This is a genomic window from Roseovarius sp. B08, from assembly GCF_051417955.1.
GTDB lineage: Bacteria > Pseudomonadota > Alphaproteobacteria > Rhodobacterales > Rhodobacteraceae > Roseovarius.
In genome coordinates this window covers 321,904-338,028 of sequence record NZ_JBPRLW010000002.1, presented here as the reverse complement: position 1 = coordinate 338,028, position 16,125 = coordinate 321,904, and the positions used below count along the sequence as shown (strand labels likewise).

Genomic DNA, 16,125 nt, shown 5'->3' with positions numbered 1-16,125 from the left:
CCGGTTCAGACGGCAGATGGCTATATCACCATTCTGCCCTACACCAACGTGCAATGGGCGCGGTTCTTCAAGACGGTTGGGCGCGACGACATGATCGACCATGTCTGGGTCACTGACATGGATGCCCGAAGCCGCAACATCGGCGCGGTATACGATATGGTGGCGCAGATTGCGCTGACCCGGACCACGGATGACTGGCTTGACCTTATGGAGCAGGCCGACATACCCGCCATGCCGGTGCGCAACCTGTCGGATTTGCCGAACGATCCCCATCTTGCCGCAACCGGGTTCTTTCAACGGATTGATCACCCAACCGAAGGTGCGATCTGGACGACACGCCCCCCGGTTCGCTTTTCGGCGACCCCCGCGCGACATGATCATCGCCCGGCCCCGCGACTTGGGGAACACAGCGACGAAATTCTGGGGCCGGACGGGGAATAACCCCACCCGGCACCGGACGGATCAGACGTCCATCGAACGTGCTATCAGTTCCTTCATGATTTCATTGGTGCCGCCATAGATCATCTGCACCCGACTGTCAGCGTACAGCCGCGCGATCGGGAACTCCATCATGAAGCCGTAGCCGCCATGCAGTTGCAGGCATTCATGCATGACCTCATTCTGCGTCTGGCTGCCCCACCATTTCGCCATCGAAGCCGTGGCCGCATCAAGTTCGCCCGCTTCAAGACGCGCGAGCCCGTCATTGACGAAGGAACGCAGCAATTCGGCCTTGGTTTTGCATTCCGCCAGTTTGAAGCGTGTATTCTGAAAATCCATGATCCGGCTTCCAAATGCCTCGCGATCCTGAACATATTTCACAGTTTCATCGATCGCAAAATCAATAAAACCGAGCGCGGTAATGCCGATCATCAGCCGCTCCCAAGGCAGCTGCTTCATCAGCTGGTAGAACCCCTGTCCCTCTTCCGGACCAAGCAGGTTCGCCGTAGGTACGCGCACATCCTCGAAGAACAGCTCAGCCGTATCCGAACCTTTCATGCCCAGTTTCTTCAGGTTCCGTCCCCGGCGAAAGCCCTCGGCGCCCTCGGTTTCCAGAACGATCAACGAAACGCCCCTGGCGCCGGCGTTGCGGTCGGTCTTTGCCACGATCACAACCAGATCCGCCGTGTGCCCGTTGGTGATGAAGATCTTCGATCCGTTGATCTTGTAGTGGTTGCCATCCTTTTCCGCATAGGTCTGGACGTTCTGGAGGTCAGAGCCCGTTCCCGGCTCGGTCATCGCGATGGCCGCGACATGGTCACCGCTGACCAACTTGGGCAACCACTTTTTCTTCTGTTCTTCGCTGCCATATGCGTTGAGGTAATGGATTACGATAGACTGGATCCCATAGCCCCAACCCGTATCACCGGTGCGCCCTTGCTCGTAAACGGTAATCGCGTCGAACCCGATGCCGCCACCGAACCCGCCATATTCTTCGGCAATCGAGCCGCCCATGACACCCTGTCGACCGACTGTTTTCCAGAAGTCGCGGTCAACAATGCCCTGCTCCGCCCATTTTTCAATGTACGGAGCCATCTCTGTATCGAAAAGCCTGCGTGTACTATCGGCGAACATCTTGTGTTCATCCACTACCCAGCTGGGGGAATTCTTGATCAGAGACATTTATTGTTCCTATCGAGTCATACTTGCATTGAGCAAAAATCAAACAAGCGTTAAATTTCTTGACAACGAACCGGCGCTGTTATGACGGAGCGTCACAAGGCTTCAAACCGTACGAATCCGGGTTTATCCAATCCACGCGCCGCCCATTCGGCTCGTGTAAAAGGCCCGCCAGAGGTTCGGCGGGCCTTTGATGCGTTTTAACCGGTCGTGCCGTGTGCCCTTAAAGCTTTTCGATCAGCTCGGGCACGGCTTCGAACAGGTCGGCGACGAGGCCATAATCGGCCACCTGGAAGATCGGGGCCTCTTCGTCCTTGTTGATCGCGACGATGATCTTGCTGTCCTTCATGCCCGCAAGGTGCTGGATCGCACCCGAAATGCCGACGGCAATATAGAGGTCAGGCGCAACCACCTTGCCGGTCTGACCAACCTGCCAGTCGTTCGGCGCAAAGCCCGAGTCGACGGCGGCGCGTGATGCGCCGACGGCGGCGCCCAGTTTGTCGGCCAGTTTTTCGATCAGCGCGAAATCATCTTCCGATCCGACGCCACGGCCACCCGACACGACCACGCCGGCCGAGGTCAGCTCGGGCCGGTCGCTTTCGGCGACCTTGTCTTCGACCCATTCCGACAGGCCCGAGGCGGTGGCTCCGCCCATGGTTTCCACGGCGGCGGAGCCACCGGTGCCGGCCGCGTCGAAGCTGGCGGTGCGGAAGGACACGACCTTTTTCGCGTCGCCCGATTTCACCGTCTGGATCGCGTTACCTGCATAGATCGGGCGCTCGAACGTATCGGCATCGACCACGCCCGAGACGTCGGTCAGCATCATCACGTCCAGCAGCGCGGCCACGCGGGGCAGCACGTTCTTGGCGTCGGTGGTGGCGGGCGCCACGATATGATCGTAGTCGCCTGCCAGCGACACGATCAGGTCCGCGGTCGATTCCGCAAGGCGATGACCCAGCGCGGGGTCTTCGGCGACCAGTACCTTGGCCACGCCGTCGATTGTCGCGGCTTCTTTCGCGGCGTCGGCGGCGGATGCGCCGGCGCACAGAACCGTCACGTCGCCCAGGGCCTTGGACGCGGTGACCGCCTTTGCGGTCGCGTCCATCGACAGTTCACCATTGTTGACTTCGGCAAGAAGAAGAACAGCCATCACACCGCCCCCTTTTCCTTGAGTTTCACAACCAGCTCGTCGACCGAGCCAACCATTTCACCGGCGGCGCGTTCGGCCGGCTCGGACATCTTGACCACGGTCAGGCGCGGGGTGACGTCGACGCCGTAATCGGCGGCGGTCTTTTCATCCAGCGGCTTTTTCTTGGCCTTCATGATGTTGGGCAGCGACGCATAGCGCGGTTCGTTCAGGCGCAGGTCGACGGAAACGACGGTCGGCATCTTAACCTTGATGGTCTGCAGGCCGCCATCGACCTCGCGGGTGACGACGGCGCTGTCGCCGTCGATGCCCACTTCCGAGGCAAAGGTCGCCTGGCTCCAACCCAGGATCGCCGACAGCATCTGGCCGGTGGCGTTCATGTCGTTGTCGATCGCCTGCTTGCCGCAGAGAACCAGACCGGGCTGTTCTTCTTCCACGACCTTGGCAAGGATCTTGGCCACTGCCAGCGGCTCGATATCCTGGTGTACGTCATCCGCTGCAACGACCAGGATGGCGCGGTCGGCGCCCATGGCCAGTGCGGTGCGCAGGGTTTCCTGCGCCTGCTTGACGCCGATGGATACCGCGACCACCTCTTCGGCCTTGCCGGCCTCTTTCAGGCGGATCGCCTCTTCGACGGCGATTTCGTCGAACGGGTTCATCGACATCTTGACGTTGGCGAGATCGACACCCGATCCGTCCGCTTTGACGCGAACCTTCACGTTGTAGTCGATCACGCGCTTGACCGGCACAAGTACCTTCATAACATCGGTCTCCTTGTATTCTCGATGTGGTATCGACCGCCTCAGCGGTCCTTGAATTCGGGTTTTCGCTTTTCCGAAAACGCTTTCATGGCTTCTGGAAAATCATGCGCGCACAGCAGGACGCTTTGGGCATCACGCTCGATGTCCAGCGCGTCCAGATAGCCACACTCTGCGGAGCTGCGCATCACACGCTTTGCAGTCTGTACGCCGAACATCGGATGCGGGGCGATTTCCCGGGCGATCTCAAGCGCCCGCGCCTCGACGTGCTCGGCCGAAACGCACTCTTCCACGACGCGCAGGTCCTTGGCGGTTCGCCCGTCGATCTCACGACCGGTAAGAACGAGCATCCGCGCCACCCCCGCGCCGGCGCGTTGCTGAAGCAGCCAGCTTGAACCCGTATCCGGACAGCCACCGACGCGCACAAAAACTTCGCACAGCCGGGCATCTTCGGCGGCAACGACAATGTCCGCCGACAAGGCCAGGCTTAGACCCGCGCCAAAAGCCACGCCGCATACCGCGGAAATCAGAGGTTTGCGAAACAGATAGGCCGCACGTCCGCCATCATGAACCTTGTCGACCATTTCGGACGTAGCCCTGGCCCCCCTGGCGACCTCGGACTGGAAGCCGACCAGATCCCCGCCGCTGCTGAAATGTTCGCCACCGGTCATGATGACAGCGCGGATCGTATCGTCTTGGTCGGCTTCTTGCAGGAGCGTCACCAGTTCCTTGACGAACGCAATGCTGTATGGGTTGCGCTTCCCCGGCTGAAGAAAGCGCAGGATGCCAATTGGACCATCCCTCTCAAGGCAAATAAGTTCGGTCATCTCGACATCCATCAGGTTCCGGTCCAGTCCGGCGCGCGCTTTTCCGCAAAAGCCTTGGGGCCTTCGATCGCGTCATTGCTGGCATAGACGACCTCATGCAGGCGCTTTCCCTCTTCCAGACCATCAGCGCAGCCGAGATCCATCGTGGCCCGAACGCTGCCTTTTGCTGCCACAACGGAAAGCGGTGCCGCCCCGGCAATACGCTTGGCAAGCTCATGCGCCCGCTCCCGCACGGCGTCCGGGGAGTCTTCTAGGTAATTGGTAAACCCGTAATCGTGCAATCGTTCGATCGGCATCAGATCGCCAGTCAAAACGATTTCCATGAGGATGGGTTGCGGCAGCATCGACAGCGCCGGAGCCGCCCAAGGCGACCCGCGCCCGATCTTGACTTCGGTAATGCCGACCTTGGTGCCCTTGAGGCCGACACGAAGATCGCAGTTAAGCGTCAGCATCATGCCGCCGGCCATCAGGGATCCGGTCATGGCCGCGATGATGGGCTTCTTGCAGGCGCGCATGGTTTCGTGAAACGGGTCGCGCATCTTGGACAGGATATCGACACCCTCGTCCCGCGCGATCTGGGTGGCTTCCTTGAGATCCAGCCCGGCACAGAACACGCCGCAATCGGCCGAAGTCAGAATGGCCACACGAACGCTGTCGTCCACCTCGATCTTTTCCCAGGCATCCGTCAGCCCGTTCGTTGCGGCCACGGAAAGTGCGTTTTTCCGTTCGGGTCGGTTGATGCTGACGGTCGCGATGCCGTCTTCAATCTTCAGGTCAATAGGGTTCATGATGTCCGCCTCGTTTTATTGGGAAAAACCTGACGCGAATGCCAGGTTTGAGGCTCCCCCGCGACGTGAGGCCGCGGGGGAGCGCAAGGTCATTCAACAGAAAACTTTTCGGAGCTTTCCTCGATCACCTCCCACACCACGTCGAGATAGTCGGCGCTCCAGTCGGTCAGCGGAACCCAGGCCTCGCCGTCCCACTGTTCGATGCGGGTCTTGCCGCCGCCACCGTGGTCTTCCGCAGTTAGCGTGACCGGCGCCATGAGGCCGTTGGCGTCAAAGCCGGAAAGCAATTCATAGCCGGTCTTCATGCTTTCCGGCGTGAGCGGCCAGCCATTCTCGGCAATCGCAATGCGCGCGGCCTCGACCCCGACGGAATAGATTGCCAAGCCGGTATTGTAATACACGTCCCGAACCAGGCTTTCTGGGCCACTGCCCTCGCCGTTGGCATAATAGGTTTCCAGCATCGTCTTGACGATCGGCACTTCCTGGCCACCTGCGACGTTGGTTCCACGAAGAATACCTTTGGCCTCCTCTGTGCCGATGTTGGCGATGTCGACCTCGTTCAGCCAGTTCGATGTCAGGTAACGGTCGATCGGGAAGCGATTGCGACGCATTTCCTTGGAGGCAACCACATGCCCGCCGGCCAGCAGCCAGCTGATCACATAGTCAGGCTTGTCGCGTCGAATCTTGCTCCATGCACCGGACTGGTCCGAACCTGGCAGCGCAACCGGATAGAGTTCCAACTCGAAACCCTCTTTCTCGGAGAGCGTTTTCAGGATCTCGATCGGCTCCTGGCCGAAGGGATAGTCCAGATAGATGAAGCCGATCTTCGCGCTCGCGAGATCTCCGCCCATCTGCTCCTTGATGAAAGCCACATCGTTGGCAGCCTGCTGCCAATAGGTTGGGCCTACCGGGAAAACCCACTCGAACACTTCACCATCCACTGCGTCGCCGCGTCCAACGAACGATTGCATCAGGATGTTGCCATCCTTCATGACGCGGGGCAGGGCCGCGTTTGAAACCGGCGTGGACAGGAAGTTGAATATAAACACCCCGTCCCGCTTGAGCTGCTCATAGCATTCCACACCACGCTGGGGTTCGTTGCCGTGGTCGCGCACGATGATCTCGACCGGATGGCCCTCGATGCCACCGTTGTCGTTGGTGTACATCGCAAGGTCTTGCGCGGCCTGCGCCACCTGAGGCGTCACGAAGGTGTACGATTTGCTGAGGTCAAAGCAAAGCCCGAAGCGGATCGGTTCCTTGTCCTGGGCGGCCGCGACTGTCGCCCCGGTCGCCAATACGGTGGTAAGGGCCACTGCCTTGATATACTGTCTGATCTGCATTGTTATCTCCTGTTGATTGATTGGTGGGCGACTTTATCGTTTGCGGGCGCGGCGCCGCCCCATTGGCTAACTGCCCATCACTCTTTGTATTTGGATGAACTTTCCTTGACCACTTCCCAAACGACATCGCTGTATTCCGCGATCCAGTCGGTTTGCGGCACCCAGGTTTCTCCGTCCCACATCTCGATACGGGTCTTGCCACCGCCGCCGTGATCCTCCGCTGTCACGGTAATCGGTGCCATCAGCCCATTGGCGTCATAGTTTTCAAGCGACTCCAGACCCGACTTGTAGGACTGCGACGTGATCGGAAGGCCTTCCGACTCTGCCGCCCGTCGCGCTGCCTCGAAGATGATCGAGTACATCGCCAGCCCGGTGTTGTAGTAAACGTCCTGGGTATTGACCAGCGGACCCGAGCCTTCGCCGTTATCGTAGAGTTCACTTATGATTTCCGTCCGCAAGGCGATATCCTGCCCGCCCACGACATTGGTGCCGCGCTTCAGCCCGGCGGCCGCCTCTGCACCGATATTGGCGATATCCACCTCGTTCAGCCAGTTGACCGAAATGTACTTCTCCATCGGAATGCGGTTGCGCTGCATCTCTTTCGAGGCAACGACATGCGCGCCGCCGAGCATCCACGAGATCACGTGATCGGGCTTGTCGCGGCGCATTTTCGACCAGGCGCCCGACTGATCGCTGCCCGGCAGCGGAACGGGATAGAGCAGAAGCTCGAAACCCTCCTGTTCCGATAACTTCTGGAGAATTTCGATCGGCTCCTGCCCGAACGGGTAGTCGAAATAGATGTAGCCGACCTTGACGTCCGACAGATCGCCGTCGTGCACCTGCTTGATATAGGCAATGTTGTTGGCGGCCTGCCCCCAGTAGGTCGGACCGGCCGGATAGACCCATTCGAAAACGGTGCCATCCACGGCATCGCCGCGACCGACAAGCGACTGCATGAGAATGCGTTCGTCTTGCATCGCGCGCGGCAGGATCGCCAGAGACACCGGTGTGGACAGCGTATCGAAGACAAAGACCCCTCTCGCGGGTGAGCCGGGTATAGCATTCGATTCCGCGTTGCGGTTCGTTGGCATGGTCGCGCACGATGACTTCAACCGGCTCGCCACCGATACCGCCCTGCATGTTTATCAGCTTTGCCAGATCCATCGCGGCCTGAGAGACCTGGGGCGTGGCAAATGTGTAAGCCTTGCTGAGGTCATAGCAGACCCCCACCTTGAAGGGCTCGGCCGACGCCTGCGACCCGGTGATCAGTCCCCCCACCAGCGAAACTACGGCCAGTGCCTTGGTAAGTTGTTTCATCGTATTCTCCCTGAACGAAATTGGTCTAGTGTCTCAGCTCAGCCAGCGCTTGCGCCGACTGTAATGCTTGACGTTGTGAAAGTCGGTGCCTTCACCGCCGCCAAGATAGAATTCCTGGATGTCGGAGTTGGACTTGAGCGCTTCGGCCGTCCCGTTCATGACGACGCGGCCGTTTTCGATCAGATAGCCTTCCGAAACGATCTCCAGGGCTGCCAGAGCATTCTGTTCCACGAGAAGAACCGACATTCCCTCCTCTTGGTTGATCTTTTTGAGGATGCCGAAAATCTCGGCCACCAGATACGGAGCAAGTCCAAGGCTCGGCTCATCCAGCATCAGCAGGCTCGGCTGGGTCACCAGCGCGCGGCCAATGGCCAGCATCTGCTGTTCACCGCCGGACAGATAGCCCGAGAGCGAATTGCGTCGCTCGGCAAGGCGGGGGAAATAATTGTATATCTTCTCTTTTTCCCCATCCAGGTCCGAGCGGGACATGCCCACCGGTGCGGCTGCCGTCAGATTTTCGTCCGGGGTCAGATGTTCAAAGACGCGCCGTCCTTCGATGACGTGGCAAATACCCATTTCCACACGCTTTTGCGCGAGCATCTCGGTAATGTCGGTACCTTCGAACTTGATCTCCCCCGACTGACCCGTCCGCGTTCGGCTTTCAGCAGACCGCTGATCGCTTTCAGCGTCGTGCTTTTCCCCGCGCCGTTGGATCCCAGAAGCGCGATCATCTCGCCCTTTGGCACCTGGATCGAGACACCCTTTATTGCCAGCATCACGTTATCATACAGCACCTCGACACTGTTCATCGACAGTATGGGCTGGGCTTCGACCTCTTGTTGCATCGTCATTCCTCTTCACTTCCTGAGCTGATCGAAGGGCCAGACCATCAGATAGTCTCTGATGTTGCCGTAGAGTTTTCCCAAACCAAGCGGTTCGATCAGAAGGATAATGACGATCAGTGCGCCATAGACTGCGTTCGGGATGTGAGCGAGTGTTTCAACATCGGTCTGCACGCCAATCCATTCACTCAGCGTGGCGACGAGACCATTCACCAGACCGGGAACAAGAAGGATCAGGGCAACACCAAAATAGGATCCGATGATGCTGCCAAGACCGCCAACGATCACCATCGCAAGAACCTGGATCGAAACCGCAACCGAGAATTGCTCGGGCGCGGCGAGAAAGAAAAAGGTGGCAACAAGCAACGCACCGCTGACGCCCGCGATGAAAGACGAAGTCGCAAATGCCAGGATTTTGTAGTAGAAACTGTTCACACCCAGGATCGCGGCCGCAAAGTCTTTTTCCCGGACAGCGACCAAGGCCCGACCGAGTCCAGTCCGCTTGAGATTAAGCATAAAAATCGTCACCAGCACGCACCATCCGAAGCCAACATAGTAGTAGCCAGTATCAGTGGTAATCTCTTGCCCGAGCAGCGCCAAGGTCGGTGACTGGAGCGACGCGTGTGAGCCCCCCGAGATCGCCGGAGAGTGGGTCAGAACCCAGTCCATCACGAATTGCATAGCGAGAGTAGTGAGAGCGAGGTAGAGGCCCTTGACACGCAAGGCGGCAAAAGCAAACAGGCTGCCGATCACAGATGACGTCAATCCGCCGATGATAAGGGCGAATTCCCACGGCACCCCGAAACGCGCGGCATGGATCGTCGAATAGGCTCCGACAGCCATGACCGCAGCATAGCCGAGGTGAAGCTGCCCCGCCCAACCTGTCACCAGGTTCAGTCCAAGCGCGGCCGCTGTCCAGATCAGCCACGGAAGCATGTAACTGTTCAGATAAAGCGAGGGTAAGATGAATGGCGCGATAATGCCGATCAGGAAGATGAATGCAGCCAGATTCCTGTCAGCAGGTACCTTGAAGATTCGGCTATCCGAAACGTAGTTGGCGTGATGGACGCCAGAAAGTCTGTAAAACATGCCTTATACCCTCTCGATGTCGTGACGACCAAACAAGCCGTGCGGGCGGATTATGACCGTAAGGATGAGCACAGCGGCGACGATAAGCTCACGGCTTCCGCCCCCGACAAGCGGATCGAGGAAATCAGCGCCGACATTTTCCACGACACCGAGGATAATTCCGGCGACCACCGCACCCAGAATACTGTCGAGGCCACCGAGAACGGCAACCGTCAAACCTTTGAGAAGCAGCAGCGACAGCGCCTGGTCGACACCCTGGATCTCGCCCCAAATGACCCCGGCTGCCACGGCGACGACCGACGCCAACGACCAGGACAATCCGACGCCGCGCTCAACCGAAATCCCGACCGACCAGGAAGCCATGTAGTCGTCCGCGATTGCCCGCAGCTTGATACCGGTCCGGCTGCGGAAAAACAGCATGAAGGCAACAAAAAGACCGATCGCGACCCCGGCACCGACAAGGTGAATACGACTGATGAAAATGTCACCGAGGAACAAGGGTTCATAACTGACGCCCAACTCCATGGATCGGGACGTCCCGCCCCAGATCGCGAGCGTCATGCCGCGCAGGAAAATGTCCAGCCCCAGTGTCATCATCAGGATCATGACAACCGGTCGGCCAGCAAGACGGCGCAGAGCAACACGCTCAATGGCAAATCCCAGACCAAACATGATCACCGCGGCAAGCGGGATGGCGAGCCATAGCGGCAGACCCAGGTCGCGCGCCAGAGCAAGAACCACATAGGCCCCGACCATCGTCAACCCGCCTTGCGCCAGATTGGGCACCGAGGAGGCCTTGTAAATTAGCACGAGGCCGATGGCGAAAAGCGAATATAGCAGCCCCGTCAAGGCACCGTTGATCGCAAGCTCTGTTAAAAAGACCCAATCCATTTATACCTCCCTGATGGGAAGGCTTCTTTCGACCTTCCCGACTTCCCCGGTCTCGTAAGTCACCTGAGCGCTTACATGGACCTCTTTTGAACCGTCGTAGAGCGCCGCGATAACATCGGTATAGCGTTCCTCGACGACCTTGCGACGCAGTTTTCGAGTGCGCGTGATCTCGCCATCGTCCGGGTCGAATTCCTTCGGCATGCTGACAAAACGCTTGAGTTGCAGCGGCTCGGTCAGGGCCTTGTTCACCCGCAGGAAAGCCTCGTGCAACAGCGCGGCAACCTCGTCGCGCTGGGACAGATCGGAATAGGATACGTAGGGCACTCCGTTCACCTCGGCCCAGTGGCCGACGGCTTCGAAATCCACGCAGACCATCGCTGTCAGCTCGTCCCGTCCCGCGCCGACTACAGCGGCATCCTTGATATACGGGCTGAACTTCAGCCGGTTCTCGATATAGTTCGGAACATAGCGTTCACCCCCGGCGGTATGCATGACCTCGGAGATACGTCCCAACACCACAAGCTGGCCGTTTTCCTCCAGATAGCCGGCGTCGCCGGTATGCAGCCACCCGCCCTCGAGGGCTTCGGCACTTGCTTCCGGCTTTTTGAAATAGCCGGCAAACACGCTCTCGGAACGCAACAGGATCTCACCGCTTTCATGGATCTTGACCTCGACGCCGGGCGCGGGCTTGCCAACGGTGTGCAGGCGCACCTCGTTCGGTGCCTGCATCGCGCTGATCGCGCTGATCTCGGTCTGTCCGTAGAACTGGCGCAGCTTGATGCCCAGGGCTCGGTAGAAGACGAAAGTGTCTTCGCCGATCGCCTCGCCGCCGGTGAACGCATTCTTCAGGCGGCTCATACCGAACTGGTCCTTGATCGGGCCGAAGACGATCGCCTCGCCCAGCAATCTGCCCACCGGCTCCAACAGGCCGCCGCTCTTGCCGTTCAGTTTACGGGTCTCGGCGGCCGTGGCCCGATCCATGAAGAAGTGGTACAGCCACTTCTTCACCGGGGTTGAATCCTCCATGCCGACCTGGATCGTCGTCAGCATCTGGTCCCAGCTTCTGGGTGCTGCCAGGTAGAAAGTCGGGGCAATTTCACGCATATCCCGCACGACCGTGTCTTGCCGCTCCGGCACGTTCACGGTGAACCGGTACAACAGCGCCGCAGCGACCGTAATGGCGTAATCGCCGACCCAGGCCATCGGCAGATAGGCCAGGATTTCCTCGTTCTCGTCGAATGCGCCTGCCTCATGGCCGTTCCTGGCCGCCGCGAGTACGTTCCTCTGGCTCAGAACGACCCCTTTCGGCTTGCCGGTCGTTCCTGACGAATGCAGGAAAATGGCAGGATCGTCGGGTTTTGCCTTGTTCAGCAGTTCCTCTCGACGGTGCGGATCTTCGTTGAGATCGTGTCGGCCGACTTCGATCAAGTGATCCCATGACATGAGACCGTCGTCCTCATAGAACCCGAGCCCGCGCGTTTCATCGTAGATGACATGAGCGATGCCGCGCGCGCCCGCTTTCCGCACCTCGAGGATCTTGTCGACCTGCTCCTGATCCTCCGCGATGGCTGCAAAAATCTCGACTTCGCCAAGGAAATGCTGAAGCTCTTCAAGCGTCGCCCCCGGATAGGCCGGCATCGCGTAGGCCCCGAGCAGCGAAACCGCAAGCATGCCCTGGTATAGCCGCGCACGGTTGTCGCCCAGAATGAGCACGGCCTTGCCCGGCTTTACACCGAACTTCCGAAGACCGGCCGCGCAGGCCAGAACCTCTTCCACATACTCGGCCCAGGTGCTTTCTTTCCAGATTCCGCGCTCTTTCTCGCGAATCGCGATACTCGACCCATGGATTGACGCGTTCCGCGCCAACAGTTTTCCGAATGTCTCGTTGGCGGTATTCTGCAATGTTACCCCCTCAGCCATGCGACCCTCCAACGTATGCTTCGATCACCCTGGGATCCCTTACGACTTCCTTCGGAACGCCGCTGGCGATCATTTCGCCGTAGTTCAGTGCCAGCATGCGGTCGCAAATGCCGATGATGACATCCATGTGGTGCTCGATCAGAAGGACGCTGACGCCGCGTTCGGCCCGCGCGTCCAGAATGAAGCGGGACATATACCCCTTTTCTTCCTGGTTCATGCCCGCCATAGGCTCATCGAGAATCAGCATCTTCGGTTCTGCAACCAGCGCGCGCGCAAGTTCGACCCGCTTTTTCAGCCCGATCGGAAGCCCATCGACCATCTCGTGCCGGATGCTTTCAAGCTGTAGAAACTCGATCACCTCTTCAACGATCTTGCGGTTCTCGAGTTCTTCGCGCTGCGCGATCCACCAATAAAGCGCCGTGCGCAAGACGCCCTGCTTCATGTGAATGTGTCGCCCGAGGAGGATGTTGTCCAGAACGCTCATCCCGTTGAACAGGGCGAGGTTCTGAAAGGTTCGGGCGACCCCGAGCTTTGCAACCTTGTGCGGCGCCGTGCCCGTGATTTCGTTTCCCGCCAGCCGGACAGTGCCGACATTCGGAGGGTAGAACCCGGTGATCGCATTGGTAAGCGTCGTCTTGCCGCTGCCATTGGGACCGACAAGGCCGAATATTTCCTTAGGTTGAATGACGAGATCCACACCTGTGACAGCGACGATACCGCCAAACCGCCGTTCAATCCCGCGGCACTCCAGTATTGCCCCATCACCGGTACCGACATCTGTTGTTCTTTGCGTCTTCATCTGGATCCTGTTGTCCCCGCTAGGTTCGTCGCTTTTGTCAGGAAATCCGGAAGTAGTCCGGTCGTCCTGTCGGCCAGGGGTCCCCCCACATCTGTTGCCCGCCGTCGATGTTCAGAACTTCCCCGGTCACGAATTTCCCGGAACTGGCCGCCATATATACCACACCTTCTGCGACATCCCATTCGTCGCCGGCGTGCCGCATCGGGTTGGCGTCCTGAAAGGTCGCCGCGCCCTCCTCGGAATAGTTCCCGAAACCGTTGCTTTCGCAGCAACCCGGTGCCACGCAGTTCACTCGGATATCATGCGGGGCCCACTCTACCGCAACGGACTTGGACAGGTAAATAACCCCTGCCCGGGCCGCGCAGGTATGCGCGATGCCGGGCATACCGCGCCAGATATCCGCCACAATGTTGATGATGGAGCCCGATTGCTTGTTGGCAACCCAGTGGCGCGCCGTGGATTGCATCATCCACCAGGTGCCGTTGAGGTTGGTGTCTATGACCGCATTCCAGCCCTTTGGACTGAAATCCAACGCAGCTTGCGGAAACTGACCCCCAGCATTGTTCACAAGAACGTCAACCGCCCCGAATTCCTGGTTCGTCTTGGCGACAAAATCCTCGACCTGCTCAGGCTCCCGGATGGTCATTGGCACAGCGAAAACTTTACCCCCGAAACTTTCGAGGAACTCCCTCGCCAAAGCCAGTTTCTCTTCGTTGCGTCCATTGATCGCCAGATTGGCCCCGAGCCTCGCGAACAGGGTCGCAATTGCCAGCCCCAATCCGCCTCCAGCGCCGGTCGCCACAACGGTTTTGCCGCTGAATAAATCGCTCGCGTAAACGGTTGCACGTTTCGACAGGTCTTCCATCGAAGACCCGAACTGCGTCTTATGCATGACGCCTCCTCCCATTCCCCTTAAGGGGCAGCTGCCGACAATCTAACGCGTGTTAGAAAATTGGTCAAGACACCTTTTCCCACCAGCCCCGCCCGTTATCTCCAATCAGTAAGTCTTTGGAAGTCCGCGGGCTTTTTCTGCTATGAACAACAAAAGCATCTGCGGTGTCACCGGTACGATGCGGAAAAGCAGAGCTTCCCGCACTAACCGCTCCACGTTATATTCCTTGGCGTATCCGAATCCGCCAAATGTAATTTGCGCGGCTTCGGTCGCCTCGACGCCGCAGACCTTTCCCGCATCGTAAAGGGCGGCGGCGTGCATCACCATGAGATTGGCAGATTCCACCCGCGCCCATGCCCGGGCAAGCGGATGCTGAACACCCTGGTTTTGGCCGATCGGGCGGTCAAAAATCACACGTTCGCTTGCATAATGCGCCGCGCGAACCAGTGCGTTGCGCGCAATACCAATACATTCGCCAGCCACCAGAATGCGTTCGGGATTCAACCCGTGCAAAATTTGCCTAAAGCCTTTGCCCTCCTCCCCGATCAGGTCCTCAGCCGGAATCGGTAACCCATCGATGAAGACTTCATTCGAATCGACAGCCTTTCGCCCCATCTTTTCGATCTCTCGCACATCAACGAAATCACGGTTTAGGTCAGTATAGAACAGGCTCAGCCCTTCGGTCGGGCTGCTCACATTCTCTAGCCGCGTTGTTCTGGCCAGAAGCAACATCTTGTCCGCCACCTGCGCGGTAGAAATCCAGACTTCTTGTCCGTGCTCGACATATCTGTCCCCCTGCCGCAATGCCATGGTCGTCAGCTTTGTGGTGTCTAACCCGGTCGCCGGTTCGGTCACGGCGAAACAGGCCTTTTCATCGCCTGCGATCATCGAGCCAAGCATACGCGCGCGCTGCTCATCGGTCCCAAACTTCACCACCGGGTTGAGCCCGAAAATGTTCATGTGGATGGCCGAGGCTCCGCTTGCGCCGGCCCCCGACTCGGCGATTGCCTGCATCATTATGGTCGCCTCGGTGATCCCCAGACCAGCGCCGCCGACAGCTTCTGGCATGGCGATACCCAGCCAGCCGCCATCGGCCATTGCCCTGTGCAGTTCATGGGGAAAACCACCGTTGCGATCCCGATCCAGCCAATAGTCGTCGTCGAACCTTGCGCAAATCCGCAGAATCTGGTCGCGAATCTCTTGTTGGTCGGCGGTCAATCGAGATGTCATAGCGCACCCCCTCCTTCCAATACTACGAGCCCAGCCTCAAACAAGGCAGTGATCCGCTCACCGTCCAAACCAAGTTCACGCAGAATGCTTTGGCTGCCAGCGCCAGGCGGTCGTCCCAGCCAACGAAGTTGACCGGGCGTAGCGCTGAGATGAGGGACATTAGGCTTCATCGGGTTCCGGCCTGACATAAGGCGAGACACACGGACCGTTCGCGCTCTGTCGTCTTGTGGGACAATGCGCGCGCCACAGGTTGACGGCGCGCGTGGGTGCCGCCCAAGGGTCGGAGCTCAGGTCGGTGCTGTGGCACCTGCAGGAGCGCCGTCTTTCTTCGGCGTTTTGATCCGGAAGAACAGCGCATACAGCACCGGCATTGCGATCAGCGTCAGGCCCGAAGCGAACGCGAGGCCACCCATGATTGTGACCGCCATAGACGCAAAGAATGCATCAGGCAAAAGCGGGATCATTCCGAAAATCGTTGTCCCGGCGGCAAGGACCACTGGGCGCAAACGGCTGACCGAGCCATCAACGATTGCTTTATATTCGGGCACTCCATCGGCGCGCTGTTGGTCGATCTCTTCGACCAGAACAATCGCGTTCTTCATCAACATCCCCGAGAAGGACAGGAACCCGAGAAGTGCCGTGGTTACGCTCGGGGCGTTATTCGTGCG

At 58.9% G+C, this 16,125-nt stretch carries 14 protein-coding genes and 3 pseudogenes; 1 reads left to right on the top strand and 16 read right to left on the bottom strand.

Translation table 11 applies throughout. The features are described 5' to 3' along the window. Nucleotides 1–441 (top strand): CoA transferase (locus tag ACSQ76_RS23035; protein WP_437158477.1); only part of this gene is annotated, 441 nt, incomplete at its 5' end. A 21-nt stretch (nt 442–462) separates the two neighbouring features. Here ACSQ76_RS23035 and ACSQ76_RS23030 read toward each other — a convergent pair. The 16 genes and pseudogenes from ACSQ76_RS23030 to ACSQ76_RS22955 form a co-directional block, all read right to left on the bottom strand. Beyond that, nucleotides 463–1,620: an acyl-CoA dehydrogenase family protein gene (locus ACSQ76_RS23030; RefSeq protein ID WP_082647424.1), complete on the bottom strand. Its 1,158-nt coding sequence runs from the start codon at nt 1,618–1,620 to the stop codon at nt 463–465. Nucleotides 1,621–1,840: 220 nt separating this feature from the next. Next, a complete protein-coding gene (locus ACSQ76_RS23025) occupies nt 1,841–2,767 on the bottom strand; it encodes an electron transfer flavoprotein subunit alpha/FixB family protein (RefSeq protein WP_437158476.1) in 927 nt (308 codons plus the stop codon). After that, nucleotides 2,767–3,525 carry an electron transfer flavoprotein subunit beta/FixA family protein gene (locus ACSQ76_RS23020; protein ID WP_057817231.1) on the bottom strand — a complete coding sequence of 253 codons (759 nt, stop codon included), beginning with the start codon at nt 3,523–3,525 and terminating at the stop codon, nt 2,767–2,769. Before ACSQ76_RS23020 ends, ACSQ76_RS23025 begins: the two co-directional genes overlap by 1 nt. Before the next feature lie 41 nt (nt 3,526–3,566). Then, on the bottom strand, nt 3,567–4,349 hold the full coding sequence (locus tag ACSQ76_RS23015; RefSeq protein WP_057817297.1) for an enoyl-CoA hydratase/isomerase family protein: 783 nt from the start codon (nt 4,347–4,349) through the stop codon (nt 3,567–3,569). An 11-nt stretch (nt 4,350–4,360) separates the two neighbouring features. Then, entirely contained in the window at nt 4,361–5,137 is a 777-nt protein-coding gene (locus ACSQ76_RS23010; RefSeq protein ID WP_057817234.1) for an enoyl-CoA hydratase/isomerase family protein, read from the bottom strand. Nucleotides 5,138–5,226: 89 nt separating this feature from the next. Continuing rightward, nucleotides 5,227–6,477: an ABC transporter substrate-binding protein gene (locus ACSQ76_RS23005; protein ID WP_057817236.1), complete on the bottom strand. Its 1,251-nt coding sequence runs from the start codon at nt 6,475–6,477 to the stop codon at nt 5,227–5,229. Between the two features lie 77 nt (nt 6,478–6,554). Next, entirely contained in the window at nt 6,555–7,568 is a 1,014-nt protein-coding gene (locus tag ACSQ76_RS23000; RefSeq protein ID WP_437158475.1) for an ABC transporter substrate-binding protein, read from the bottom strand. Nucleotide 7,569: 1 nt separating this feature from the next. Next, nucleotides 7,570–7,794: pseudogene (locus tag ACSQ76_RS22995) on the bottom strand (ABC transporter substrate-binding protein); the annotation flags it as partial. Nucleotides 7,795–7,827: 33 nt separating this feature from the next. Next, nucleotides 7,828–8,639: pseudogene (locus tag ACSQ76_RS22990) on the bottom strand (ABC transporter ATP-binding protein). Nucleotides 8,640–8,651: 12 nt separating this feature from the next. Next, a complete protein-coding gene (locus ACSQ76_RS22985; protein WP_437158474.1) occupies nt 8,652–9,725 on the bottom strand; it encodes a branched-chain amino acid ABC transporter permease in 1,074 nt (357 codons plus the stop codon). A gap of 3 nt (nt 9,726–9,728) precedes the next feature. Continuing rightward, the gene (locus tag ACSQ76_RS22980) at nt 9,729–10,616 is read right to left on the bottom strand and encodes a branched-chain amino acid ABC transporter permease (RefSeq protein WP_437158473.1); all 888 of its coding nucleotides are present in this window, start codon (nt 10,614–10,616) and stop codon (nt 9,729–9,731) included. Beyond that, on the bottom strand, nt 10,617–12,536 hold the full coding sequence (locus ACSQ76_RS22975; protein ID WP_437158472.1) for an AMP-dependent synthetase/ligase: 1,920 nt from the start codon (nt 12,534–12,536) through the stop codon (nt 10,617–10,619). Beyond that, on the bottom strand, nt 12,529–13,335 hold the full coding sequence (locus tag ACSQ76_RS22970; protein WP_057817246.1) for an ABC transporter ATP-binding protein: 807 nt from the start codon (nt 13,333–13,335) through the stop codon (nt 12,529–12,531). The genes ACSQ76_RS22975 and ACSQ76_RS22970 overlap by 8 nt, the downstream gene beginning before the upstream one ends. A 37-nt stretch (nt 13,336–13,372) precedes the next feature. Further along, entirely contained in the window at nt 13,373–14,227 is an 855-nt protein-coding gene (locus ACSQ76_RS22965) for an SDR family oxidoreductase (protein ID WP_057817248.1), read from the bottom strand. Between the two features lie 105 nt (nt 14,228–14,332). Continuing rightward, nucleotides 14,333–15,457, bottom strand: a complete 1,125-nt coding sequence (locus tag ACSQ76_RS22960; RefSeq protein ID WP_437158471.1) for an acyl-CoA dehydrogenase family protein — start codon at nt 15,455–15,457, stop codon at nt 14,333–14,335. A gap of 287 nt (nt 15,458–15,744) precedes the next feature. Then, nucleotides 15,745–16,110, bottom strand: a pseudogene (locus tag ACSQ76_RS22955) (efflux RND transporter permease subunit); the annotation flags it as partial. Nucleotides 16,111–16,125 lie beyond the last annotated feature (15 nt).